Raw genomic sequence first — 25,392 nt, forward strand, 5'->3', positions numbered from 1 at the left:
GCTGCCTCAGAGGAAGGAGATGTTCCGATGCTTGTAGCGCTCAGCACCATTGGCCCCACTGAGTACAAGGAGATCGAGTATTCCTGGGCACCCCCGGGGCAGGAGCCCCGGACCTATCGCACGGCTCTTTTCCCCCTGGCCGTGGATACCTTTTTCCGACCGGAAAAACTCCTGCTCATGGTTACGTCTGAGGCACGCACCCATGAGAACCGCTGCTATATTGAACGGGTACTTGGTCAACGGTTCCAACTGGTGCCTATTCCCTCGGGCAGGACCGAGGAGGAACTCTGGCAGATCTTCGATATTGTATCTGATGCCGTGCCTGAGGGAGCGGAGGTCATTCTCGATGTAACGCACGCATTTCGTTCGCTCCCGTTCGTAATTTTCGGGGTCATCAACTATCTCAGGCGGACCAAGGGAATCCGGCTGGAGCGCATTGTCTATGGGGCATACGACGCGAAAGAGACCGGACCGGACGGAGTGCAGCGTGCGCCTGTTTTTGATCTAACCATGCTGGTGGACCTGCACGAATGGCTGCAGGCGGTGGAGGCTTTCACCCTTCGGAGTGAAGGGCAAAAACTGGCCGATCTGCTTGATGAGGCGCACCGTCGGCCCTGGCTTTCCGGTGAGCGGGGCGAAGGCGAACTGCCGCGCCAGCTCCAGAGGATGGCGGGATGTATTAAGGAGTTTTCTCAATCCGTGCGGCTGCTGCGACCTCTGGAGGCACTGGAGGCGGCGGCGAGAGCGCAGACCCTTGCCCGGCAGGTGGAGCAGGAGGCTGCGCGCTGGGCGAAGCCTTTCCGGCACGTCCTTTTGCGCCTTACCGACGAGCTTTCACCTCTGGCAACGGGTGATGCGCGGGCACTTGACGAGGAGGGGCTCCGGCGTCAACTGTCGCTCATCAAGCACTGTGTTGAAAAGGATCTCATCGTCCAGGCCGTGCTTATGGGTCGCGAATGGTTGGTTAACTGGCTGGCCTGGCGGGCGGGAAATAAACCGTGGCTTAACCGCGATACGCGCCAAGAACTGGAGCGGGTTTTGGGCCTAGCGGCACGCCGTCTACAGGAGGGGGATACCGAGGCCGTTCCATCCTGGTATGACGCCTTGCCCGAGGCAGGCGCGGTGGCGGACTTATGGCGCTGGCTGACCAATCTGCGCAATGACGTGGCCCATTGCGCGATGAACGACCACCCGGCACCATCCAGTAGCATACGTGAGAGGGCCGAGGAACTGGTGCAGCGTTTAATCAAGCTGCTTTAGCGAAAGGCTCGTTCAATGCGTGCCCTGATCGCCCTTATAAGCGGGCAGCGGATGCAGGATGTTATTCTTTGATTTCTCCATAGTAATCGGCTACCACTCAGAATGTTAATACCATGTCTCGGCAGTAGCTCTGTTATCCGTTAAGGTATAAATTACGTTGCCCCATTAAATGGAGATGAGGTGTTGCAGGTAACGATGGATGAAGGAGGTGATTCCCCTGCTCGAAGCTGTGGCTTTGATCGGTCGAACTCTGGCCGGAGGTGGCGATCCGGTAGCCGATCTCATCAACCCCCCACCGCGCAAGCCGCCTAAAGTGGAGACCATTTACCTCGTTAAGCTGAATTTTCGGATGGGCGCTGGCGAGCCGCTGATGGTGGACATGCAGGAGATCGATGAGACCGCGCTTACCCGCTACCGCTGGGTAGGAAATGAAAAAGGCAACCGGCCCCAGTTTTACCTGACCACCGACCAGCTCAAGTATCTGGTGGGGCAGGCGCCGGTCAACCTTTTAGCGCGGCTTGAGGAAGCTGGGCTTGAAAACGGGAACCTTTACCGGCGGCTGTCGGCCCTCGTAAAATCCTTCTTCCGCCAGTTGCCGGACGGGAGCCGCGTGCTTGACCCGCAGCGGCTGGGGTTGACAACAGGAGACGTTCTGGCTGCCACCTGGGAGGAAAATACCGGAAAGCCGCAGGAGCGGGCGAAGGCGGTGGTCGCAGCAGTAACCGAAGTCTTGAAAAAGTGGGTCCTGGAGCAGCTTGAGCTGAAAGCGGCGGAGGCGGCCCTGTGGACGGTGCTGGTCGATGATGTCCCTCTAGTCGCCGATCCGGACTACGCCCGCGTTTTGCTCCTCGGCAAGGAAGAGGCGGTGGATAAGGGTAAGCCGGGTGTTTGCTCGGTCTGCGGGGCGGAAGACCGGCCGGTAACGCCGGATTTTACCCAACTGAGTTTTCTGAAATACTACATCAACGACAAACTGGGGGCGGCCTCGGGTGTAGCGGAGGAAGGGTTCGGGCGCAACTTCCAGGCCTGCAGGGATTGCTTCCGGGGACTCTTGCTGGCCGAAAGATTCGTTCAGGACCGTTTAGGCCTCCGGGTGGGCCGGCTATCCTTCCTGGTCCTGCCGGCCTTCCTGTGGGAAGCAGATCTCTCCCGTACGGACCTGGAGTTCTGGGCGGAGAAGCTCAAGACCCGCGTGGAGGCGCTGAGTAACACCTCCGGCTGGGTGGAGAGCCTGGCCGGACTCAAGGGGCTGGATGACGAGCTTCACGACCTGTTAGAGGATATGCCGTACGAGAACGCGGCGCTTTTAAACTTTCTTTTCTACCACTACCAGGGGGGCCGGAGCGAGTTCCGGGTGCTTTCCCTGATCAAAGACGTGGCCCCGAGCCGGATCGCCCAGCTTCTACGCCGCAGCCATAAGCTTGCCGACCAGGCCGCGGCGCTTTTAGGCCCCGACCGGTGGTGGCTCGACCTTGCCGCCATCTACCGGCTCATCCCCTTAAGCGAAGGGCCGCGCGGGGCGGAGTACAAAAAGCTGCTCCACATTTACCACGGCCTTTTGACGGGCGCGCCCCTCGACCGTGCCTTTCTCATCCGGGAGTTTGTGGCCCTGGCCAGGGTATACCACACCGGCAACTACGAAGGCACCAACGTGCCGCGGCCGAAAGCGGGCGCCGAGGAGTGGGAGTGGACGCGCCGGCTGCTGCAGGCGAACCTTTTCCTGAAGTTTTTGCAAGAAGAAAACCTGTTGCGAGGAGGGAGGTCCTTGAGCACCCCGGTGGAACTGGAAACGGAACTGCTGCCGGAAGAGATGCGAGATTATCTTAAGGCCATGACTTACGACGGCCCAGAGGCAGCGCTTTTTCTGCTGGGCTACCTTTTGAACCAGGTGGGGCAAAAACAGCGTGACCGCGGTTACGAAAGCAAGCCAGTGCTGGAGAAAGTGAACTACGCCGGTATGCCCTGGGCGAAGGTGGTGCGGCTGGCGAACATCTTGGTGGACCAGCTCCGGCAGCACGACATACTGAAGTACTACGAAGGGCTCTTTGCAGCCATGAAGAAACTTTTTGACGCCCACCGGCCCGGTCCCCACCGGCGCGACTGGCCGCTATCGCCCGAAGAAAACGTCTTCTACATTCTTTCGGGCTACGCCTACGGCACGCGCATGGCTTTTAAAGCCTGGGCCGAAAAGCAGAACGCTAAAAAACAGGATGATCAAGAAGGGAGTGCTGAGCAGTGAGTGTTGTGGACAAAAACAGCGAAATCCTTTTCCTTTACGATGCCAAGATGTGCAACCCGAACGGCGACCCGGACGACGAGAACCGGCCGCGCTTCGACCCCGACCGGGAACGCTGCCTGGTGTCGGACGTGCGCCTGAAGCGTTACATCCGCGACTACCTGGAGGAGAAGGGCTATGCCATCTACGTCACCAAGGCGGAAGGGGTGGTGCAGGCGACCGACCGGCTGAAACAGGTGCTGGGAAAAGAAGAGGTGAGCGGTGCCGACCTGCCGGCCTTGCTGGAAAAATTGATCGACGTGCGCCTCTTCGGGGCGACGATGCCCATCAAGGGGGCCAAAAAAGGGGAGGGCGAAGCAGTCAATTTAACGGGTCCTGTGCAATTCGCCTGGGGTTATTCCCTTAATCGCGTCCAGATGGTCGATTCGGTCACCATTTCGTCCCAGTTCGCCGCTCGGGAGCAGGCCGGGCAGGGGACCTTCGGCAAGGACTACCGGGTTTACTATGCCCTCATCGGCTTCCACGGCGTAGTTAGCGCCCGGCGAGCCCGTGCGATGCTGGATCGTGCCGGTGGAAACGAAGCCGCCGCCACCGGGGAGGCGGACCTTAAGCTATTGGATGAGGCTATGGTCCACGCCATACCACTCGCGGCTACCCGTTCGAAAATCGGTCAGTACCCGCGACTTTACCTGCGCGTGGTCTTCACAGACGGAGAAACCTTTATGGGCGACCCGCGGGAAGACCTTGTGGTGGACCCTGACCGGGACCTGCGCTCGGTTAAGGAGCTGACCCTTGATCTCACGGGCCTGGGCGAGCGGCTGGCGCGGTTCAAGGAGCGAATCGCGCAAGTTCTCGTCTTCCAGGACGCGGACCTCAGCACTAAAGCGGCGGGACGGAAGGTTCTGGCGGCTGCCTGGCTTGCGGAGCTACTAGGGGCGGATAAGGTGAAAACCCTGGAAAGGACCTGATAAATTTGAACGAAGTACTGGTTTTTGATCTGACCGGGCCCATGGCCCATTTTCGCAAATACTACACCAACACCTCGGCTTTGACCTACGGTTTCCCGCCGCGGACTGCGCTGATGGGTATTGTGGCCGCCGTCCTGGGTTACGAGCGGGATTCCTATTACCAAGAGCTCGACCGCGGCCGCTTCGCTGTCGCCGTAAAAGCCCCTACCCGGCGGCTTATACAGACAGTAAACTATGTCCGCACTAAAAAGGAAGATCTGCCGCTGCTGCGACGCCTGGGCCGGGTGCCCGGGACCCAGACACCGTTGGAATTCCTGCTACCAGCCGGGGAGTACCGCCTCTTGCGGTTCCGCGTCTTCTTCGCTCACCCTGACGCTGCCTTGCTGCGGGAGGCCGCCAGGCGGCTGGAGGAGGGGCGGACCTGTTTCCCCCTTTATCTCGGCCTCACCGAGTGTTTGGCCACCGCGTGGTATGTAAATCTCTTCGAGGTACGGGAATATCAGACGGTAGCGCCCGGCACTACGGTCGCCCTCACCTCCGTGCTGAACGCAGCTCATCTCGACATGGTCGACCTGCCGACTGCAGAGACGGCCCGCCTGGTGCGGGAGCGAGCCCCCTATGCCTTCGGCCCGGGCCGGACGCTGCGGCCTCCTGTGGCGGTCGTTTACGAGGCTGGTGGGAGGCCCCTTCCGGTCCGGCTGCGCGTCGCGGCTTACCGCTTCCCCCTCCCTCCTGGAGGCGAGGAAACGGTGGCCTTCCTGGAGGGATAGACATGCCCTTTTACGCCCACCGGTTTGAGCGGCGTTATTACCTGCTGAGCGCCCACCTGGCCGGAGTAGCGGTAGGGGCGGCCGGGCGGGTTGCGGAGTTACCCAAAAAAGAAGAGCTCTTTCCGGCCGCGCTGGTGGCCGGGCTGGCACACGACTTCGGCAAGTATAGCGGCTACTTTCAGGAGTATCTGCGGACGGGCCGGGGAGGTCCCGAGAAGCAACACGCCTTACTCTCCGGCCTGTGGGCTGCCTACCTGGCCCAGAGGCTGGCCCTGCCGCCGGAGCAGCAATTATCCCTTTTTCTGGCAGTAGCGCGTCATCACCAGGACCTGATCGACCCGGAAGAGTATCTCGTTCCCCGGCGGGACCTGGTGGGCGACTGGGCGGAATTGGATTTTAACACTCGCGAGCGGCTGCGGGTGACTGCCGCCCAGGTAGCCGACCTGCAAAGCCGGGCCGGCGCGGTGGCCGTATCCTTAAGAACTGCCGCCCGCCGTGCGGCTGGCTTACTCGCCTCGCGCGGGCTGCCCGTTTACGCGTGGCTGCGGGGTGACTGGGCCGGGACCCTCGCGGAATTTCTTGATAACTGGAAGGACGCCTATGCAGCGCTCTATTCCATCTGGCGCCGGCACAAGCGGGAAGCAGGCCCTGCGGGGTCGCGGCATGCAGGGGGTACCGACCTTTCGGTTTACTTTGACTTGTTGACCCTCTTTTCCGCCCTCATCGACGCGGACAAAATCCATGCTGCGCGCGTTGGGGAGGCCGGTCGGATGCCCATACCCCGGGACGCTATAGAGCGCTACCGGGCTACGCGTTACGGACGGCCGTGCACGGCCATAGACGCTCTGCGAGAGGGCCTCTACCGGCGGGTCATGGAAAGGATACGCCGGGCGCCCCTCGAGCAGAAGCTTTTCACCCTTACCGCGCCCACCGGTGCGGGCAAGACCCTTGCCGGTCTCGCCGCTGCCTTCTGCCTGCGGGAGCGTCTGGCCGAGAGGCGGGACATCCCGCCCCGCATTATCTACGCCCTGCCCTTCACCAGTATTGTCGACCAGACCTTCGCCGTGGGAGAGGAAGTCCTGCGGGTGGCGCTTTCCATACCGGAGGGACATATTCCCAATTCCTGGCTTCTGAAACACCACCATCTCGCCGAGCCAACTTATCGGGAAGCCGGAAACCGTGAAGCGGAACGTTCGGTGAATGAAGCACTTTTACTCATAGAGTCCTGGCAGAGTGAAGTCGTGGTTACCACCTTTGTCCAGCTTTTCTGCACATTGGTGGGATTCGAGAACCGCATGCTCAAAAAATTTCACCGTTTGGGCGGGGCCGTAGTCATTCTGGACGAAGTGCAGAATATCCCGGTAGAGTACTGGCCGCTTGTCGAAGAGAGCCTGCGCCAGGCCTGCGCCCACCTCGATTTGCGGGTTGTTTTGATGACCGCCACACGCCCGGAGTGGTTTAGTCCGGGTGAGGCTCTGGAACTGGCGGGAGACGCCGAAACAGTGCGGCGGCAGTTTGCGGCCCTGAACCGGGTGAGACTTACGGCCGACACTACGCCGCGCACTGTTGAAGAGGCGGCAGCCGCTTTCCTTGACCAATACAATGAGGGACGGTCGTACCTCGTGGTACTAAATACGATCAAAAGTTCAATTGCCTTCTACAGCATACTTCGGGATGCGTGGCGTGGGCACGGGCCGGCCCTTTACTACCTTTCCACCAACATTGTCCCAGCAGAGCGGGAACGGCGCCTGGCTGAAATTCGCGAATGCTTAGCGCGAGGCGAAAAGCCCGTAGTAGTGTCCACGCAGGTAGTGGAGGCGGGCGTGGACCTGGACTTTGACGCGGTATGGCGCGACCTTGGCCCGGTCGACTCCGTCGTGCAGGTTGCCGGGCGTTGCAACCGGCATTTTCGGCGGGAACAAGGCCACGTGCAACTCCTGCATTTGGTGGACGGGGACAAACAAGGGAGGCGCTCCCTGGCCTCATACGTTTATGGCAAGATTCACACTGTGGTAGCGCAGCGCCTTTTTGCGAGCCGGCCGTGTCTTGCCGAACCCGAGTTCTTCGAGGTAGTGGCTGACTATTTCCGCGCGGTGCGCCAGAGCAAATCGGCAGCCGAGAGCGAGGCTATCTTGCAGGCTATGGCCGCCCTTCGCTTTACGAAGAGGGGCGGCGATGAGGCTCTAAAAGGCGTCAGCGATTTTGCCCTTATCCGCGAACTGCCGCAGTATGTTGAAATTTTTGTGTGTACTGATGCTCACGCCGAAGCGGTCTGGAACCAGTACCAAGCTACCGTGGCCCGGGAGCGGGATATCCGTAGGCGATGGGCGGCTTTTCTCGAGCTCAAGCGGGATTTCCGACGCTACCTCCTATCTGTTCCGGCCGAGCTATTGCTCCACCGGCTGCCGGGCGAATCGCATCCGCCTGTGATTCCCAGATACCTTGTCGACGAGTTTTACGATAAGGAAACGGGCTTCAGGCGCATCGAGCACGAGGGAGCGCTGGTCTATTAATTGCGGTAGCGGTGAAGGCATTATGAGTGCAGAAGTGCGCGCGCTCGGTAGCTATGTTCAGGCTTATCTTATCTGCCCGCGGCAGGTGTGGCTTATGTCGCGGCAGATTTGTCCCGACGAGGATAATGTGTACCTTGAGCTGGGCCGCTTAATTGGTGCCCAGGCCTACGGACGCGAGCGTAAAGAGGTGCGGCTCGAACACTTGAGCATCGACCTGGTGCGGCGAGGGGACCGTGATTTTGTTGTAGGCGAGGTGAAGAAATCGTCGCGCGCCCGGGAAGCTGCGCGCATGCAGCTTGCTTTTTATCTCTACGAACTGCGGGAGATGGGAATTGAAGCGGAGGGCGAATTACTCTTTCCCGAAGAGCGACGGCGGGAGCGCTTGATTCTTGATGATAGTCTGGCGCGGCAGGTGGAAGAATTGAAGGTTCGCGTTCTAGCGCTGATCTACCGTGACCAGCCCCCTCCGCCGGAGAAAATCCAGTTTTGCGGCAAGTGTGCGTACGCCGAATTTTGTTGGGCTTAGAAAGGGGCAAGGGGTGGCTGAAACCGTGCAAAAAACACTGTATCTCTTTGCGAGCGGCCGGCTCCGGCGTAAGGATAATACTATCTGCGTAGATAGCGAAGAGGGGACAAAATACTTTCCCGTAATAAATCTCCGGGATATTTTCGTTTTTGGCGAAGTTGACCTGAACAAGAAGCTTCTCGAATTTTTGGAGGAGAACGAGGTTATACTCCACTTTTTCGGCTACTATGGCAATTACGTGGGAAGCTTCTACCCGCGGGAACATTACAATTCCGGATATGTAATACTCCGGCAGGCGGAGCACTACCTGGACCCTGCGCGTCGCCTAGAGCTGGCCCGGAAGTTCGTGGAAGGCGCATTGGCCAACATCTTACAAGTCTTGCGCTATTACCAGAACCGGGGCAAAGAACTGACCTCCTATGTCGAACCGATTACCCGCCTTGCAGAGGAAAGCCTGCCCGCCTGCGGCAGTGTGGAAGAGCTGATGGCCATTGAGGGGAACGCCCGTGAGTACTATTACGAAAGCTTTAACACTATCCTGGAGGGTTCGCCCTTTACCATTAGCGGCAGAAGTAAACGTCCTCCTGCCGATCCCCTGAACGCCCTTATAAGCTTCGGCAACTCCATCATCTACGCCAAGATCTTAACAGAAATTTATAAGACGCATCTAGATCCACGGATCGGCTACCTACACGCAACCAATTTCCGGAGGTTCACCCTCAACCTAGACGTGGCGGAAATCTTTAAACCCATCCTTGCCGACCGCGTACTTTTTACCCTGGTAGGGAAGAAAATGTTGGGGTCTGAAGACTTTGAACGCCGTGGCGGTGCTTACTTCCTGAAAGAACGGGGCCGGCGTCTTTACGTCCAGGAGCTTGAAGAGAAGCTTCAGTCCACCTTTCACCATCGACGGCTGAGACGCAACGTAAGTTACCAGACCCTCTTACGAATGGAACTCTATAAGGTGGAGAAGCACCTTATGGGCGAACAGCTGTATGAACCCTTTGTGAGTCGTTGGTAAGCCGGTGGTGACATAATGTACGTTATTCTTGTCTACGACGTTAACGTATCGCGGGTGGGTAAAGTGTTGAAAACTGCCCGGCGGTACCTCACCTGGGTGCAAAACTCCGTACTCGAAGGCGAACTAACCGAAGCCACCTTTCGCGCCCTGCGGAGCGAACTCGCACGAGTGATTAACCCCAAGGAGGATTCAGTGCTGTTCTATATACTTGGTAACGAAAAGTATGCCAGGAGAGAACTTATGGGCATTCGTAAGGGCGGAGAGGATTGGATTTTCTAAACAACTTCTATTTTTTAGGCCCGGCAGGAAAACTGTCGTCGATGTCTAATAAAGCAAAAAAGCCCGGGGATCGACGACAACCCGCTAGAAAGAGAAATCCACAGCTGAAGCCGAATAAAGGGAGTAGACTTTGCGGTATGGAAGATAGTTCCATATAGGGGGACCAAGACTAATTCCTTGATTTATGCGCACAAAATGGGTTTTTAGCCTACCTATGAGGGATTGAAACCTAGTAAACGCGAATGCCGCAGCTACCCTCCCTGCGCGTTTTTAGCCTACCTATGAGGGATTGAAACCCATTTGTGTCTACGTCCTCCGGGTTGTGCTCATCGGTTTTTAGCCTACCTATGAGGGATTGAAACAGCTTGGTCGTGATGCGGGCTTCCCCTTGCCTGGCCAGGTTTTTAGCCTACCTATGAGGGATTGAAACCCTAATGGTGATAACTTAAGGGAGCAGGTTAATAGGGTTTTTAGCCTACCTATGAGGGATTGAAACCAGTATGTTTGCTATGGCATTCGTGACATAAGGGTTGTTTTTAGCCTACCTATGAGGGATTGAAACCATTGTGGGGCGTGAGAAGGTATCTGGCCGCTTTGAGTTTTTAGCCTACCTATGAGGGATTGAAACACGAGTACCTGCACCTGGTGCTGAACAGCAAGACCAGTTTTTAGCCTACCTATGAGGGATTGAAACAATTTTATCTCTTGTTTGCTACCTATGGGGTTTTTACCGTTTTTAGCCTACCTATGAGGGATTGAAACTATATTAGGGCCTCCCTAATCATCCTCGGTATTTCGTTTTTAGCCTACCTATGAGGGATTGAAACGCGATATTTGGTGTTATATACGCTGTGCGGAAGGGGTTTTTAGCCTACCTATGAGGGATTGAAACTGGAATACGAATGAGATTATTCGTAATGCTGTTTTAGTTTTTAGCCTACCTATGAGGGATTGAAACCATACCAGTAAATCCCCATCCTCGGCCCTAAGCATTAGTTTTTAGCCTACCTATGAGGGATTGAAACTCCGGGCCTCTTTAGACAGCGCAGTGGTCTGTTTAACGTTTTTAGCCTACCTATGAGGGATTGAAACGCAGCAGAAGCTTTTCAGTGCCTCTGATACCGTAGGGTTTTTAGCCTACCTATGAGGGATTGAAACGACGCCTACGTGGACATGCAACCCGGTTGGTGGATCGGTTTTTAGCCTACCTATGAGGGATTGAAACAACTCCTCCCGATGCGCCTTTTTGGCGCCGGGAGAAGGCGTTTTTAGCCTACCTATGAGGGATTGAAACATGAATCGCTTATCTTCGAAACCCCTGAGGGAGCACGTTTTTAGCCTACCTATGAGGGATTGAAACGACTCGCGGAACTAATCCCGCAGGCCCAGGGGCTTCGTTTTTAGCCTACCTATGAGGGATTGAAACAGTAGCATTTACTGCACCCCCAATAGCCTCAAAAGGTTTTTAGCCTACCTATGAGGGATTGAAACAGTAGTCTAATACGCCAGGAGTGTCGAGGATTACCGTGTTTTTAGCCTACCTATGAGGGATTGAAACCCCTCCCCTCCGGCCGCAAGGCTGTGGGGATGGGGGTTTTTAGCCTACCTATGAGGGATTGAAACTTCTTGCGGGATAAGTTTTTTCACGTAGCAGTCGTGTTTTTAGCCTACCTATGAGGGATTGAAACCCAGCTCCCTGCCTGAAACTGGAAACGATGGCGCCGGGTTTTTAGCCTACCTATGAGGGATTGAAACGGGAGAGGGCCAATATATAGGGAGAGGGTCAATAATGTTTTTAGCCTACCTATGAGGGATTGAAACCTCTAACGGCGGGGCCATACAGGCCGCTATAGGCCTGGTTTTTAGCCTACCTATGAGGGATTGAAACGCAGGAGCCGGAAGACGGCTCCTGAATACATACCAAAGTTTTTAGCCTACCTATGAGGGATTGAAACTGATCAAAAACATCTTTGTCACCTCCTTTTCGCTGGTTTTTAGCCTACCTATGAGGGATTGAAACTCCCTCCTAGGACTTGCCAAAAGTTCCTGGGTTTGCCAGTTTTTAGCCTACCTATGAGGGATTGAAACTCCGCTGCCCAGTACGGGGACGGCGTAGTCCTTAAAGGTTTTTAGCCTACCTATGAGGGATTGAAACTTTCCCTCCCGGTGGCTCAGGTGGCTCGCCGGGAGGTTTTTAGCCTACCTATGAGGGATTGAAACCCTAATGTAGCTGCCGACCATGAGGGCATCGTGAGGTTTTTAGCCTACCTATGAGGGATTGAAACAGTATATCGATAAGGTGCGGCCGGATTGGGTTATCTAGTTTTTAGCCTACCTATGAGGGATTGAAACCGGTACCAGGGGCAGGAGTATGACGACATCGGGCTTGGTTTTTAGCCTACCTATGAGGGATTGAAACTCTGCCTTCTGGCAAGGAACTCCATTGAACCGCATGGGTTTTTAGCCTACCTATGAGGGATTGAAACTTTCTACAATCTTTTGTGCAAACTCGCTGGCAAGCGTTTTTAGCCTACCTATGAGGGATTGAAACCCTTCCAACACTATCCGGAGCGGACCGCCGTCCTGAGTTTTTAGCCTACCTATGAGGGATTGAAACGAAGTTGTGGAATGGTACAAGGATGACGGAATAACCGTTTTTAGCCTACCTATGAGGGATTGAAACCCATATAACTTCAGCCCCTCATCCCCGCCTTCCCGCGTTTTTAGCCTACCTATGAGGGATTGAAACGCCGGGGTGCGGTACGAGCCGGTGCCGGTCACGGTCGTTTTTAGCCTACCTATGAGGGATTGAAACCCGGACTGCCGCAAGCCATTGCCGGTTTTATAAGCGGTTTTTAGCCTACCTATGAGGGATTGAAACCAATAGAACGGGCCAGAAAGGAAAGGCAGATGACCAGTTTTTAGCCTACCTATGAGGGATTGAAACACCGTATATGTTTTTGGTTGCTCCCGGGTATCGGGGTTTTTAGCCTACCTATGAGGGATTGAAACTTCACTAGGTTATTTAGCTTGGTATCAAACCATTCTTGGTTTTTAGCCTACCTATGAGGGATTGAAACCCGGGGACATACTCCACGGTGGGCGGGAGAGGGTGTCCTAAGTTTTTAGCCTACCTATGAGGGATTGAAACGTGTTATAGGGATTATATGTTTGAGCAATATAAAGAGTTTTTAGCCTACCTATGAGGGATTGAAACCGCGTAGTGCCGTGATATAGATAGACAGTAGTGTTTTGTTTTTAGCCTACCTATGAGGGATTGAAACAGTTGACCTCTACCCCGACTGGGCAGAGGTCACCCTAGTTGTGCGCCCGGCATGGGCGTTAACTTAGTGGTGAAAGTCCACTGCAGGCGAGGCAGCACGAGTCTGCTAGCCAAAGGCAAGGGTGCCCATCGCGAGGTGGGATCCGAAGGAAGCCGGAGGCAAAGCCACGGCCCGATGAACAAGAACCCCATAGGAGGCTAGACCGTTCGGATGAGCTGGCGAAACACAGCGAAATCCCAGGCTGCCAAGGGATGGTAGAGTATATGGGGCGGGCGCGGGGCGAAGGTTAACGCTCTTACCCGGGGAGGCCTGCCGGATAAGCCAGGTAAAGCTGGCAACCCGTGTCGAAAGGCACAGCTGAACCGGCAGGAGTCAGCAGAAGGCATAGTACCCTGGGGGTCATGAACTCCAGGGGAAGGCCCGAACATCAAGTCAGAGGTGAGACCGATGCGTTCGCGAGAAGGGCGAAGACAGCAGAAAACCCCGGAAGGGGCCTGCCCGCGGGAGGAAGTGGTGAAGCCACAGGGGACCGCGGGAGGGCCGAGTTCTTCTCCGGCACAAAGCGGGACGTCACCTCGCGGAGGCCAAGGTAGCGGCCTGATGGAACAGGTGGTGGAAAGGCACAACATGCTGGCCGCCCTAAAGCGGGTAGAGCGGAACGGAGGCGCGCCCGGCGTGGACGGCATCCCGACCGAACGGCTTCGGGACCAAATCCGCGCCGAATGGCCGCGTATCCGGGAAGAACTGCTCGCGGGAACCTACAGACCAAAGCCCGTGCGCCGGGTCGAAATCCCGAAACCCGGGGGAGGCAAACGGATGTTAGGGATACCCACCGTAATGGACCGCCTGATCCAGCAGGCCCTTCTGCAAGTATTGACGCCCATCTTCGAACCGCAATTTTCAGAGGCAAGCTTCGGGTTCCGACCCGGAAGGAGAGCCCATGACGCGGTAAGGAAGGCGCGACAATACGTGGAAGAAGGATACGAATGGGCGGTAGACCTGGACATCGAGAAATACTTCGACCGGGTAAACCATGATATCCTCATGGCCCGGGTGGCCCGGAAAGTAACGGATAAGAGGGTACTTACCCTTATCCGCCGCTATCTTACCGCAGGCGTCATGGTAAATGGAGTGGTCATGGAGACGGTAGAAGGAACGCCCCAGGGTGGACCAATAAGCCCGTTACTGGCCAACATCCTCCTTGACGACCTGGACAAAGAACTGGAAAAGAGGGGCCACAAATTCGTCCGTTACGCCGATGACTGCAATATTTACGTCAAAAGCAAACGGGCGGGAGAGCGGATTAACCCCCGCAGATTGGACATATGCACCCGACATTAAGCTCTCTCGCAATTTTTCTTCAAGTTTTAAAGGGGCAAAGGCTTTCGAATACGCACCAATTTACGTCACACCCTCACGGGATGTCTGGGCTGCAATCCTGTCTCGATATGACGACAGTAAAACTTGGCTGGCGACAGGTAGTGTAAACTAGAGTGCAGTCGGCGGTTGTTATAACGGCTAACGAATTCCACGACCGCCTGATATGCCTCCGCGTAGGTCCCAAACTCGCCCATCGACAAGCATTCATCCTCAAGAAGCCGATGGTACGATTCGATATATGCGTTCATATTCGGTGTCTTGGGCGGTATTCTCTCGTGTAGGACATTCCATCGCTCACATTCCGATTCAAACAGATGGCTTACAAACTGGGGTCCATTATCCGAACGGATGATGGGTAATGGTAAATTCCTTTGAAGAATCTGACGTTTCCACAATGCTGCTCGAAAAGTTTCAACGGCATGTCTGGCTTCACAGGTTAGACCAATATGATAGCCCACAATCTGCCTGTCATAGACGTCAATGTACGACAGCACAAAGAAAAACCGGTCTTCTCCTGCAATGTATCCGTACTTGACATCGACCTCCCAGAGCTGGTTTGGCGCTGTGATAGTGCGGTTCTGGGCCAAATTCCGCGGGTGTTTCCGACGGAGGTTCCGTTGTGGCCGCAGAATATCCAGTTCCTTACACAGGCGGTATACCTTTTTCTCGTTCACCACCAGCTCATGATCTTGTCGAAGCATATGAGTGAGCTTACGGTACCCGTAGGCGTAACCATCACCGGAAATAGACTCCATAATCCATTCCTTAATCTGTTCATCACTGACCTTGCGGCCGCCCACAGTCAGTGAATGACCAGGAAACGGACGTCCACCCGTCGTGGTATGCGGCTTGGGTTCATGTGTTAATTGATAATAATAGGTGGATCGAGAAACCCCCACTATGCGCAGCACGAGAGTAGCGTTGTACCCGGCTGTGATCCACTTGTGCGCAATGGCTACTTTATCTGCAAGTGAGGGTTGGCTTTTTTTAATAGGTCACGCAATATAGCAATTTCAAGGTCTTTTTCGCCCAGAAGTTGCTTTAGATGGGTATTCTGTTTGTCTAACTCACGGTTCTCTGCAACGAGTCGGGCGTGTTCCTGCTGAGTAACGTGGGTGGCGTTTCCCTTTGGGCTACTGCCTTGCATGGGTTGGCCGGCTTTGTACTGACGAACCCATCGGCTGACAATATTCGGCCGGATATCATACTTCCGAGCAACGACGGAATTATTTCCGGCAGCGATGGCCTGTTCGACGACCTGGCGCTTGAACTCTAGGGTAAATTTCCGACGTTCCGTAAGCGTCAAATACAACCCACCTTGCGGGTTACGGCAGTAAGCATAAAAGAAACCCCTACCTAATCACCTAAGGTAGGGGCTAAAGCAAACCTAATTATTCATCCGGCAAATAGGGGGCAAAGTTTCCGACCACGGCAGGAGTTGTTCCAATGCCTCTTCATCTTGCGGGTCCAGGTTGGGTAGCCTCTCAAAGAGATAAGCAAGGTAGTAGAAGGGATTTAACCCGTTCTCCTTGGCTGTCTCTATAATGCTGTAAACAATAGCGCTGGCTTTAGCACCCCGAGGGGTGTTGGCAAATAGCCAGTTCTTGCGACCAATAACAAAGGGTTTTATAGAACGCTCACTGCGGTTGTTGTCAATTTCTAAACGCCCATCTTGTAAAAAGGCGACAAGTTTCTCCCATTGGTCCAGGCAATAATAGACCGCCCGCCCAAAGGCACTTTTGGGCAGCACCTGCGCTTTCTGCTTCTTAAGCCATGCTAAAAATTCGTCCAGCTCTGGTTTGCTGCGCTCCTGCCGGATTTGATATCGTTCTTCCGGGGTTTTGTCTTTAAGTTCGCGCTCTATGGCAAAAAGCCTGTTGCAGAACTTAAGCCCCTCCCGGGCGGCTACTGCTTTGTTTCTTTTATCTTGCGGCAGGGCTTTTAAGGCTTCATCAAACTTGCGCCGGGCGTGAGCCCAGCAGCCCACCAGGGTGACCTCTGAAAGTCCATTGTAGCCCTCATAGCCGTCAACATGCAAATAGCCCTTAAAACCTTTTAGAAACCGGCGGGGGTGTTTGCCGGCCCGGGTGGTCTGGTAGTCGTAGAGGATAATCGGGGGACCGTCCCGCCCGGTACGGTAAAGCCAAAGGAATGATTTGGTGGTAGCTTCCCTTCCCGGTTCATGAAGTACCTGCAACGTGGTCTCATCGGCATGGAGAATGTCTCTTTTAAGAAGGTGTTCATGGAGACGGTCGTAAATAAGGGTTAAGTAGGTGTTAGCTCCATGGAGCACCCAGTTGGCCATGGTCTGCCGGGAAAGGTCTATCCCTAAGCTTTTAAACTGCTGCTCCTGGCGGTAAAGGGGTAATCCTGCCCCGTATTTCTGGGTCATAATGTAGCTAAGAAGCGAGGGAGATACCGGGCTTCCCGGAAGTACAGGAGCAGGCATGGGCGCCGTGATAACAGGAGTGGTTATCTCTTCTTTCTCGCAGCGGCGGCAAGAATAGACGTAGCGCACGTGCTTGACCACTTTCACTTGGGCCGGGATAATTTTGAGCTCCTGCCGCACTTCGGTGCTCATTTCATGTAAAGGGCCACCGCAGCACGGGCAGACCCGCTCCTCTTCCGGCAGGCGGTGCTCTACTACTTCTACCGGCAGCTCTTCCAGGTTCATCTCCCGGCGGCCGCGCGTTTTACGGCGCTGGTAGGTGATGGTCTCCAAATCCGGTTCAACTGCTTCCGGCCGGGCTTCCGCTTCCGCCTCATTAAAAAGCAAAAGCTGCTCTTCTAGTGCGCAAGTCCTCTCGCTGGAAGAACCGAATTGCCGCTTCTTGCTTAAACGGAACTGCTCCATAAACCAGTTTAACTTGGCGGTAAGTTCGGCAACCTGTTGTTCCAATTGAGCACAGTGCTCTCGCAGCTCTTCTATGGTCATGGTAGCTATAGACTTAGCCGTGTCCATGCTTTAATAATTCGACGAATCAGCCCCAATTCCTCTAGAATCAACCATAAGGTAAAAATATTTCTTCCTGAGGCTTTATATTACAAGATGGTGCGCGCTTTTACCTCAGGATGGGCTTTAGGCTGGTTTAAGGGAAGACCATCAAGCAGCCAGCGCAGCTCCCGGCGGCTTATGGTGATGGTAGAAGAAGTATTTCCCACCGGCCATATGAATTTGCCCTTCTCCAGCCGGCGGTAATAAAGCCAAAACCCGTTGTGCTCCCAATGGAGAATCTTCAGTTTGTCCCTCTTACGGTTGCAAAAGACAAAGAGGCAGGAAGAGAAGGGGTCCAGCTCGAAGCCTTCCTTGACCAGCACCGCCAGGCCGTCAATAGATTTACGCAAGTCTGTGGCGCCGCAGGCGAGGTAAACCCGGTCGATACCAACTTCGTTTAGCATAACGCTATCAGCACCCGGACTACCTGGGTGAGCAAGGCCGGGTCAAACCCGGGTCTTACCTCGATGCTGGTCTTGCCTATCCTGACCAGCAAGGAGTTGCCCCCATCCCCAGAAGATGACTCGCTTATTTCTACCGGCAGCCAACGGGTTGGCTTCTCGAGGGAAACTCCGTTTTGGTCTTTATACTTCCGCAGCCAGTACCATAACTGCCTGGGGCTAATGCCCTCATGGGAGGCGCACCATTCTTTAACGCTTTGCCCGCTCGCTTGGTATTCGGCTATCCGGGTTTCCCATAACTTTTGCCGTTCGGCTCTGGTCATAATAAAAAATCCTCCTCAAGCGTATTTTCTGAGAAGGATTATCCCCTGTACTTGGGGTTGGTGCCAAGGTGGGTTGTATTTGACGCTTACAAATTTCCGACGTTCCACTTGAACAACCTCCTGACCTTATAGTCTCATGAATTTGGAAGATTGTCCAATCTAATTTCGGGGCTTAAGAGGGATCTTTTTTACGGTACGGGTGATAACCCGTACTCCATCGGCTAAAAGGCCGGCGTCTGTAGGATGATGAATATTAGCTTCCACTACCGTGGTATCTACCTGGAGCTTCTTTCCCCGGATAATCTTTTTCTCCCGGGCTTCCTGAACCAGGGCTTTATTGAGTTCTTCTACAACCCCGGGGCCACAACGTTTGGTGAGTTTAATCAAAGTAGTAGCATGGGGTACCTTGTGGGTTAAGGGAATACGGCAGAAACGCCGCCACTTAATACTGTCATTTACCTCCTGGACTAAAACTTCATAACCCAGGCCGTAGCGGTGCTTCAAGTACATCAGGCGCAGGTAGGTTTCTATAGGGATAGTTGGCCTGCCCAGGCGCGCCTCAAACCGGCTGATGAATGGAGCCATAAACCTATCGTCATCCAGGAGTTCATCCACCCTGGCCAGTTCTGGATTGAGTTGGACCAGGTCAGATGGCAACAGGGCATCCCACAGGGTGAGCTGCGGATCTTTTAGCCTTAACATGGGGTCACCCGGCAGGAAAAGGAGGCGATGTGGCGAATGTTATTCATAGGAGTTCCTCCTTCTGGGTTTTCTTGTTTTCTCGTACTTACAAGATTCGATCCAGAGGATGGTAACTCCTTCTGTTTTGCTAAAAACTATTCGGTTTTCTGTGACGCTAAGAATTTTATCCCTGGATTTTTTCAGGGGGAACTAATTAGGATTCGATGTTGGTTGGCAAATACCTGCCAATTAGAATGGGTTTTTCACAACGCTTTTAGGGTAGGAAGTTTCAACCTTACACTTTTTATGTATTTCTCCGCAATAAAGCCCAGGCGCGGTGGCGATTTATGCACACTTAATAGCCCTGGGAGTTAAGATTAGCTTAGACGTGCAAGTTCTGTTTCACCTGTTAATACCGAGGATGCGTTCTGCCGTTAATCTTTGCCCAGTAAGGTCCAAATTTGTAGCCAACTTAAGTCCTTCTTGGGCTAAACTTTTGGCCGAATCTAATTCTCCTCCCCATAAATATACCTCAGCAAGATCAAGGACAAGATGTACACGGTAGGAAAGAATACTTATTAAAGATTTACGTTTGCTCGTCCATCCACCGGCATCATCGAACTCGTGTTGTTGTTTTTGGCAAAGGTCTAGTCCCTGTCGCAAGAGTGAAAATGCTTCATCAAAGGCAACCTTGGTGAAAGGCTTTTGTATCTTTAGCTTGGCCCAGTTACCTAGGGTAATCACTTGCGGTCGAGCAGCATCAAGTTTAGTAAAGACATCGATAGCTTCACCCAGCAGGCGTTCTGCTTCTCTTGAGGGCCCTAACGCTAATGCTTTATAACGTTTAATAAGGGCCTCAAGCAACTCCTTTTTCTCGTAAATGTATACAGGTTGCTTCTCCACAAAACCATAAGATTTCACCACTTTTTTTGCTAAGGGCTCTGAAATTGCTAACACCTTTTGAATTTGGCCGCGGTTGAAATAGGCAATAAGCTCATGGTATTGTCTTATAAAATTAAACCATGGAAAAGCGCCTTCATTCGCGTATTGTTCTACTTTCCTTGTCAGTCTTAGAACAGAATCCCAGTCGCCAAAAAGCGTTTGTAAATAAGAGAGTCCTGTAGCTGCATGAAGATATATAGGTTGAAAATCCTGAGGTATTTTTTTATTGGGCTCAAACCAAATTTCTAGTACATCAAGGACATTTTGTAAATATCTAGCCGCTTGCTTAAGTAGGCGATCCTCATGGATGTGACGATCGGCATCGTCACAAAGAGATTTTAAAAATTCTGGATCAGGGGGTAGTAAGCCGACCAATCTGGGGATGGTAGGCTGAGAGGCTAGTAAAAAGAGACTGTTTTTTTCTTCCTCTGAGAGGTGTAATACAAGGGATAGCCGCTCCAGCATTACGGGGCTGGGGAGGAACCGGCGTTCAGCGTCCCTTGTAATCCAGCGAGTAACAGTAGACGGGTTTACACCAAGGCGTCGCGCTAGCCTATAAGGGTTTAGGCCACGTTCATTTATTTTCTTTTCTAAGAATAGGCCAACTCTTTCACTGATAATTTTCCGCACCCTGTCATCTTCGAAGAATTTTTTGCGTCCCATGCAACCCCCCCTAGTTTATAATGAAAACCAAAAGTGGACGCGAAAGGTAGATAAAGGGAAATACTGAAGAAATAGATTACTCCAGATGGAATGGTCTTACGGCAACGAGAGATTTAGAATTACGCTTTCCTAGTGCTAAACGGAACTGTAGTGTTTAAAACATCTTACTTTAACATCAAGCGTCGGTCAAGATAAAAAACATCCTGAGACATCCCAAGTTTTCATGGAACTGGCAAAGCAGAAGGGATTTGGGTTGTTAGCAATTTCCAGGCAAGAGATATTTTCTAGAAGGGATAAAATCCTACTTTCCAGAGTTTGGGACACGACCTTTTTTGTGGAACTGGCAACAAGCGTCACTGACGTCCCTGCTGTTCGCGATAATTGCCTGCCAGCATTAGAAAGCATTCTATCTAACAAAGCCGTACCTCAAGGGGGATACGCAAGGTTTGGGCATTACGAAGGAGAGTCAACGCTTGTGTAAAATTAAGCTTTCCTATAAAAGGGAATAGTTAAAGTAAAGTCCATTAAATGAGGGGGTTTTAACTTTGGGAATATCCATTTGGGAAATGAAACAAAAGGTCTGTAAAGCGGTAGACGAAAGGGCCAATGATCTTATATCTATGGGCAACTATTTATTTCATAATCCGGAGTTGGGCTTTAAGGAATTTAATACTGCTGCCTTTATATCTCAACAAATAGAACAAATGGGTCTCCCGTATAAGAAAGGGCTAGCTATAACAGGAGTTAAGGCTTATATTGATACGGGCAAACCCGGCCCAACGGTGGCAGTATTGGGAGAATTGGATGCAGTTATTTGTCCGGAACACCCTGCCGCAAACAAAGAAACTGGCGCGGCACATTGTTGTGGACATCATGCTCAACTTGTAAACATGTTGGGTGTTGGTATGGGACTTTTAGATTCAGGGATTCTTCAGGAACTTTGTGGCCGGGTTATACTTTTTGCAACGCCAGCAGAGGAACCGTTCGAGGCAGAATACAGAGCCAAGCTAAAAGAGGAAGGAAAATTAAAATTTACATGTGGTGGTAAGCAGGAGTTAATTAGAATAGGGGAATTTGATGATATCGATTTAGCACTATTTGTCCATACTGGAACTCAAAACGTAATGAGAATAACTAGTAATGCATTTATTTCAAAGAGAGTAATATTCTCTGGAAAGGAAGCTCACGCTGGAAATGCTCCACATCTCGGAATTAATGCCCTAAATGCCGCCACAATAGCATGGACAGCAATAAATTCATTAAGGGAAACATTTATAGAAGAAGATTATGTAAGAGTACATGGAATCATGCCAGCGTTGTCCCAAAAATCGTGGAAAATGAAGGTGGCGGTCCCTCAATCCTCTGTGATATAACAGAGGTGGACAATCCATACAAAAGGAGGTAACCGCCACCAATGCCAGTATATCACAAGTCAAAAGAAAACCCAATATCCTCCGGAGGCTTTCCTAACTTACCTGACCATGTACAAGTATCCTTAAGGGAGATCATAGGTAAAGCCAAGGAAGGGCTCTTAGCCCTTTCCGTTGCCGTAGGCTTGGATGTGGTTCAATCCATGATGGAGGCCGAAGTAACTGAGATAGCGGGACCCAAAGGAAAGCACAATCCGGAGCGCACAGCTAGACGTCATGGGAGCGAGAAAGGTAGCGTGGTGTTAGGGGGGCGAAAGGTGGCGATCCGGCGTCCCCGGGTGCGCGCCATAAACGGCAGAGAAGTAAAACTTAAAACCTATGAAGCCTTCCAGGATGAAAGGTTCATAACTGAGACAGTTCTAGAGCATATACTTTACGGGTTATCCATAAGGCACTATAAGCATAGCCTTGAACCCATAGGAGAAGAATTACCTGTTCATGGGACTTCCAAGAGCACCATAAGCCGGCGATTTATCTACGCTACCCGTAAGGCCTTAGAGGAGCTGCTAAGCAGGCCTTTGGGAGACAAACGTTTCTTGGTTCTGGTAATTGATGGGGTTGTGTTTGCCGGGCATACAGTGGTAGCTGCTTTAGGCATCACTGACAAAGGCGAAAAAGAGGTCTTGGGCTTATGGGAAGGGGCTACAGAGAATGCTGCAGTCTGTAGGTCTCTTCTTACCAACCTTGTAGAACGCGGCCTAAAGGTGGAAGAGGGTATACTGGTGGTCATAGACGGCTCCAAAGCTTTAAGGGCGGCGGTTAAAGAAGTTTTTGGTAATCGGGCCGTAGTACAGAGGTGCCAGGTGCATAAGAAGCGGAACGTCTTAGAACACCTGCCCAAAGGAGCCCAAGAATGGGTGGGTAAGAAGCTAGAGCAAGCCTGGTCAGAAAAGGATTATCATAAGGCTTTAACGGAACTAAATAGGCTAGCTGATGCCCTTGAAGATAAGTACCCTGGGGCAGCGAGGAGCCTGCGGGAGGGATTAGAGGAGACGCTGACCGTTACCCGTCTAGGTCTACCCGAAACCCTGTGGAAAACTTTACGGTCAACGAATGTAATAGAGACGGCCTTTGACAAGGTCAGGGTTGTTACCCGGAACGTAAAGAGGTGGCGAAATGGGATGCAGGTTTTGCGCTGGGCTGCAGCTGGACTGCTTCAGGCCGAGAAGGGGTTTAACCGCATCAAAGGATACCGAGAGTTACCCTTATTGGCCACGGCTTTGCTGGAAGTCATTACTACTCCAGAGACTTCCAGGAGGGTGAAAACGGCTTAAAAAACGCGAAAGAGGGCGCCACCAAAATTCCACGACGTTTAGGACATGCTCATCATGCCGCAAGGTGGGAGAATTGCTATTTCTGTTCCAGCTGAAGTAAGTATGGAGATTATAGTTAGAGCTAAAACAATAGAAACAACAATCGCTATTAATGAAAAGGTAAATCGGGCTTTAAAAGCAGGCGCGATGGCAGTGGGAGCTAAGGTAGAAATTATAGATACTCCTGGCTTTTTGCCCCTGAGTCCAAACGAAAAAATGGCCAAGTTATTTGAAAACAACTTTAAATCTTTATTACCGAATGAGAGCTTTGTTGAACACATTCATTTTAAAGGTGCATTTGATATGGGGGATGTAGGACACATTATTCCCCAAGTTCACCCAATGATGGGTGGAATTGAAGGCAATCTACATCAACGAGACTTTACTATCGTTGATGAACAAATGGTATATATTAACCCTGCAAAATTAATTGCTATGACAATAATTGATTTATTATCTAATAATGCAAACGAAGCAAAAGAGATAATCAAAACATTCCAACCCAAGCTTTCAAAAGATGATTATGTTCACTTATTAAATAGCTTATCAAAGATAGCCGTTTTCAATTATTTTGATTAAAACTTAAAGAGGAACGGTTATATTACTTGTTTCGAGTTGGGGTGGTAGGTGCCCCGGTCAGTTTGCTAAGGGGGTGATTCCTAACCATAAAAAATTTTAATTAGTCAATCGAGAGGTTTTAAAGGAGGTGATCCTGAAATAAAAAATCCTCATAGGTTATTAGAAACGAGATTTTTACCAAAAAAGGAAGATAAAGGAGGGTTATAATGTTTACCCCAGAAAACATTTGGACTTTGGGAGAAAAAATCCTTTTTCCGATACAGATAGTTATTAGCATTATCATCCTAATATCAATCTTTAGGGAATACAAAGTTAAAAATTAAATGCTCGAGGTGGGAATAAAAATGGAAAAACCCAAAACTAAATGGCGAATTCGTTATACAGCCTTAATCTGTATGTGGATAGCTTACTGTATGTTACAACTGGACCGTCAAAAAACTACGGTTTTAATGCCAGTTATTCGTGAAGATATCGGGTTGGATCATGCCCAAATAGGTATTTTGATCGGTACGTTTACCTTAATTTTTGCCACAATGCAATTTATATCAGGTTATATAGTGAATAGAGTAGGTCTTAAAAGGGTTATGGCGGTAGCGCTTGCCGGGTTCTCGGTTTCCACCTGGTGGACCGGTTTTGTGACAAGCTTTGAATCCTTTTTGTTCAGGTATGCAATCTTTGGTTGGTTCGAAGGGTTAAATCCCCCGGCTGCAGTTCAATTAGTTTCCCGATGGTTTCCCAAGAGAGAAAGAGGTAAAGCGTCGGCTGTTTGGGCAACAACCTGGGTAATAACACCAATTTGGGCGCCGATAGTGGCTGTAGCACTCATGAATGCTACTAGCTGGAGGTGGGTGTTTGGCTTCTGCGCTTTAGCAGGATTACCCGCTCTACTATTAATTAAGTATTTTATCTTTGACCGGCCTGAACAGTATCGTTTTAAGGGGAAAACTATGCCCGAATATGAATTGGAGGAAATCTATGAAGATGAAATAGCAGAAGAACAAAAAAAGAACCCTGCAAAGGTTATCACATATAAGGATGTTATTAATAAAAAAGACGGAACGGCTTTGAGGGTTGCCGATGTTTATAAAAATGTATCTATTTGGTTATTAAGCCTGGCAGCCTTTTTCCACAACACCTTATTTTGGGGAATGAACATTTGGCTTCCCCTCTATTTAACGGAAGTACACAAGTATAATATGCAGACTATGGCTATATTAGTTGGATTGTACAATTTATCTGGAGCCATTGGCCAATTCCTATGTGGCGCAGTTTCAGACCGAATTGGCGTGCGTAGGCCATTTATGATTGCTTCTAATTTATTGAGCCTACTGTTTATGATTTTATTTGTTACTTTAATTAAACCAGGTACACCCTTTATTGTAACGGCTTTATTGCTGCTAGTTACGGGCTTTTTCCTCAATATGCATTGGGCCGTACAGGCAGCCCTGAGTAGCGAACTTTCTTCCCCAGATCTTGGTAGTGTAGCTATTGGAGTGGTCAATGGAATGGCCCAATATGGCTCAGCTGCGGCAGGCTATGTTACTGGTTTTTTGGTTTACAAAACACCTCAAGGGACAACAGTCTATGATAATGCCTTCATCTACTGGGGTCTTTCGGCATTATTAGCTGCACTATTTGTTTACTTAATTAAAGAAAAATCTCGTAAGGTACCAGAAGCTGCGCCTCAACCAGTTAAGACAAATATTTAGATTATGATTTAATTTCCTAATGAGAGAATTGTAAACCTAGAGGGTTCCCTCTGATTAAGTTTTTATGAAATCTGCAACTCGAAATCGGAGGGAAACTTAAGTTAAATAAACCAATTTTA

The 25,392-nt window shown here is 51.6% G+C and carries 18 protein-coding genes, 2 pseudogenes and 1 CRISPR repeat array; of the genes and pseudogenes, 13 read left to right on the top strand and 7 right to left on the bottom strand.

Annotated features, from left to right (window positions below):
• The first annotated feature begins 27 nt into the window (after positions 1 to 27).
• The 9 genes and pseudogenes from csx2 to ltrA all read left to right on the top strand — a co-directional run.
• A complete protein-coding gene (gene csx2 / locus TAMC210_RS08605; RefSeq protein ID WP_173298403.1) occupies positions 28 to 1,260 on the top strand; it encodes a TIGR02221 family CRISPR-associated protein in 1,233 nt (410 codons plus the stop codon).
• Between the two features lie 199 nt (positions 1,261 to 1,459).
• Entirely contained in the window at positions 1,460 to 3,499 is a 2,040-nt protein-coding gene (gene cas8b / locus TAMC210_RS08610) for a type I-B CRISPR-associated protein Cas8b/Csh1 (RefSeq protein WP_173298404.1), read from the top strand.
• Entirely contained in the window at positions 3,496 to 4,464 is a 969-nt protein-coding gene (gene cas7b / locus TAMC210_RS08615; RefSeq protein WP_173298405.1) for a type I-B CRISPR-associated protein Cas7/Csh2, read from the top strand. Before cas8b ends, cas7b begins: the two co-directional genes overlap by 4 nt.
• A 5-nt stretch (positions 4,465 to 4,469) precedes the next feature.
• Positions 4,470 to 5,234 carry a type I-B CRISPR-associated protein Cas5b gene (gene cas5b / locus TAMC210_RS08620; protein WP_173298406.1) on the top strand — a complete coding sequence of 255 codons (765 nt, stop codon included), beginning with the start codon at positions 4,470 to 4,472 and terminating at the stop codon, positions 5,232 to 5,234.
• A gap of 2 nt (positions 5,235 to 5,236) precedes the next feature.
• The gene (cas3, locus tag TAMC210_RS08625; protein ID WP_173298407.1) at positions 5,237 to 7,747 is read left to right on the top strand and encodes a CRISPR-associated helicase Cas3'; all 2,511 of its coding nucleotides are present in this window, start codon (positions 5,237 to 5,239) and stop codon (positions 7,745 to 7,747) included.
• Between the two features lie 22 nt (positions 7,748 to 7,769).
• Positions 7,770 to 8,273 carry a CRISPR-associated protein Cas4 gene (cas4, locus tag TAMC210_RS08630; protein ID WP_173298408.1) on the top strand — a complete coding sequence of 168 codons (504 nt, stop codon included), beginning with the start codon at positions 7,770 to 7,772 and terminating at the stop codon, positions 8,271 to 8,273.
• 25 nt (positions 8,274 to 8,298) lie between these two features.
• Complete coding sequence (cas1b, locus tag TAMC210_RS08635; RefSeq protein WP_173298409.1) at positions 8,299 to 9,294, top strand: type I-B CRISPR-associated endonuclease Cas1b; 996 nt, start codon at positions 8,299 to 8,301, stop codon at positions 9,292 to 9,294.
• 15 nt (positions 9,295 to 9,309) lie between these two features.
• The gene (gene cas2, locus TAMC210_RS08640) at positions 9,310 to 9,573 is read left to right on the top strand and encodes a CRISPR-associated endonuclease Cas2 (protein WP_173298410.1); all 264 of its coding nucleotides are present in this window, start codon (positions 9,310 to 9,312) and stop codon (positions 9,571 to 9,573) included.
• A gap of 199 nt (positions 9,574 to 9,772) precedes the next feature.
• A CRISPR array of direct repeats spans positions 9,773 to 12,857; the repeat unit is 30 nt; unit sequence GTTTTTAGCCTACCTATGAGGGATTGAAAC.
• Positions 12,858 to 13,304: 447 nt separating this feature from the next.
• Positions 13,305 to 14,162 (top strand): annotated as a pseudogene (gene ltrA, locus TAMC210_RS08645) (group II intron reverse transcriptase/maturase); the annotation flags it as partial.
• Positions 14,163 to 14,263: 101 nt separating this feature from the next.
• Here the strand turns inward: ltrA and TAMC210_RS08650 are convergent.
• The 7 genes and pseudogenes from TAMC210_RS08650 to TAMC210_RS08680 all read right to left on the bottom strand — a co-directional run bounded on the left by TAMC210_RS08650 (position 14,264) and on the right by TAMC210_RS08680 (position 20,242).
• A complete protein-coding gene (locus tag TAMC210_RS08650) occupies positions 14,264 to 15,229 on the bottom strand; it encodes an IS3 family transposase (RefSeq protein WP_308791918.1) in 966 nt (321 codons plus the stop codon).
• Positions 15,193 to 15,543 (bottom strand): transposase, encoded by a 351-nt coding sequence (locus TAMC210_RS08655; protein ID WP_173298412.1) that lies wholly within the window; start codon positions 15,541 to 15,543, stop codon positions 15,193 to 15,195. Before TAMC210_RS08655 ends, TAMC210_RS08650 begins: the two co-directional genes overlap by 37 nt.
• 81 nt (positions 15,544 to 15,624) lie before the next feature.
• Positions 15,625 to 17,199: an IS66 family transposase gene (tnpC, locus tag TAMC210_RS08660; protein ID WP_173298413.1), complete on the bottom strand. Its 1,575-nt coding sequence runs from the start codon at positions 17,197 to 17,199 to the stop codon at positions 15,625 to 15,627.
• 80 nt (positions 17,200 to 17,279) lie between these two features.
• A complete protein-coding gene (gene tnpB, locus TAMC210_RS08665; RefSeq protein WP_173297025.1) occupies positions 17,280 to 17,636 on the bottom strand; it encodes an IS66 family insertion sequence element accessory protein TnpB in 357 nt (118 codons plus the stop codon).
• Positions 17,630 to 17,956, bottom strand: coding sequence for an IS66 family insertion sequence element accessory protein TnpA (gene tnpA, locus TAMC210_RS08670; RefSeq protein WP_173297026.1), 327 nt, complete (start codon positions 17,954 to 17,956; stop codon positions 17,630 to 17,632). Before tnpA ends, tnpB begins: the two co-directional genes overlap by 7 nt.
• A 180-nt stretch (positions 17,957 to 18,136) precedes the next feature.
• Positions 18,137 to 18,658, bottom strand: a pseudogene (locus TAMC210_RS08675) (transposase); the annotation flags it as partial.
• Positions 18,659 to 19,039: 381 nt separating this feature from the next.
• Positions 19,040 to 20,242: a helix-turn-helix domain-containing protein gene (locus TAMC210_RS08680; protein ID WP_173298414.1), complete on the bottom strand. Its 1,203-nt coding sequence runs from the start codon at positions 20,240 to 20,242 to the stop codon at positions 19,040 to 19,042.
• A 545-nt stretch (positions 20,243 to 20,787) separates the two neighbouring features.
• Here TAMC210_RS08680 and TAMC210_RS08685 point away from each other — a divergent pair.
• The 4 genes from TAMC210_RS08685 (at position 20,788) to TAMC210_RS08700 (ending at position 25,273) form a co-directional block, all read left to right on the top strand.
• Positions 20,788 to 21,615 carry a hypothetical protein gene (locus TAMC210_RS08685; RefSeq protein ID WP_173298415.1) on the top strand — a complete coding sequence of 276 codons (828 nt, stop codon included), beginning with the start codon at positions 20,788 to 20,790 and terminating at the stop codon, positions 21,613 to 21,615.
• Positions 21,616 to 21,656: 41 nt separating this feature from the next.
• A complete protein-coding gene (locus tag TAMC210_RS08690; RefSeq protein ID WP_173298416.1) occupies positions 21,657 to 22,946 on the top strand; it encodes an IS256 family transposase in 1,290 nt (429 codons plus the stop codon).
• Positions 22,947 to 22,991: 45 nt separating this feature from the next.
• On the top strand, positions 22,992 to 23,564 hold the full coding sequence (locus TAMC210_RS08695; protein WP_173298417.1) for a hypothetical protein: 573 nt from the start codon (positions 22,992 to 22,994) through the stop codon (positions 23,562 to 23,564).
• A gap of 344 nt (positions 23,565 to 23,908) precedes the next feature.
• Positions 23,909 to 25,273 (top strand): MFS transporter, encoded by a 1,365-nt coding sequence (locus tag TAMC210_RS08700; RefSeq protein ID WP_173298418.1) that lies wholly within the window; start codon positions 23,909 to 23,911, stop codon positions 25,271 to 25,273.
• The last annotated feature ends 119 nt before the right edge of the window (positions 25,274 to 25,392 follow it).

It is taken from the genome of Thermanaeromonas sp. C210 (genome assembly GCF_013167955.1).
GTDB lineage: Bacteria > Bacillota > DSM-521 > Neomoorellales > Neomoorellaceae > UBA12545.

What these genes read in the sequence shown, in the direction of transcription:
- TAMC210_RS08695 (WP_173298417.1), top strand. Translation starts at nt 22,992, where the DNA reads ATGCTCATCATGCCGCAAGGTGGGAGAATTGCTATTTCTGTTCCAGCT.
- tnpA (WP_173297026.1), bottom strand. Translation starts at nt 17,956, where the DNA reads ATGACCAGAGCCGAACGGCAAAAGTTATGGGAAACCCGGATAGCCGAA.
- tnpC (WP_173298413.1), bottom strand. Translation starts at nt 17,199, where the DNA reads ATGGACACGGCTAAGTCTATAGCTACCATGACCATAGAAGAGCTGCGA.
- TAMC210_RS08690 (WP_173298416.1), top strand. Translation starts at nt 21,657, where the DNA reads ATGCCAGTATATCACAAGTCAAAAGAAAACCCAATATCCTCCGGAGGC.
- csx2 (WP_173298403.1), top strand. Translation starts at nt 28, where the DNA reads ATGCTTGTAGCGCTCAGCACCATTGGCCCCACTGAGTACAAGGAGATC.
- cas8b (WP_173298404.1), top strand. Translation starts at nt 1,460, where the DNA reads ATGAAGGAGGTGATTCCCCTGCTCGAAGCTGTGGCTTTGATCGGTCGA.
- TAMC210_RS08680 (WP_173298414.1), bottom strand. Translation starts at nt 20,242, where the DNA reads ATGGGACGCAAAAAATTCTTCGAAGATGACAGGGTGCGGAAAATTATC.
- cas4 (WP_173298408.1), top strand. Translation starts at nt 7,770, where the DNA reads ATGAGTGCAGAAGTGCGCGCGCTCGGTAGCTATGTTCAGGCTTATCTT.
- cas2 (WP_173298410.1), top strand. Translation starts at nt 9,310, where the DNA reads ATGTACGTTATTCTTGTCTACGACGTTAACGTATCGCGGGTGGGTAAA.
- cas3 (WP_173298407.1), top strand. Translation starts at nt 5,237, where the DNA reads ATGCCCTTTTACGCCCACCGGTTTGAGCGGCGTTATTACCTGCTGAGC.
- tnpB (WP_173297025.1), bottom strand. Translation starts at nt 17,636, where the DNA reads ATGCTAAACGAAGTTGGTATCGACCGGGTTTACCTCGCCTGCGGCGCC.
- TAMC210_RS08700 (WP_173298418.1), top strand. Translation starts at nt 23,909, where the DNA reads ATGGAAAAACCCAAAACTAAATGGCGAATTCGTTATACAGCCTTAATC.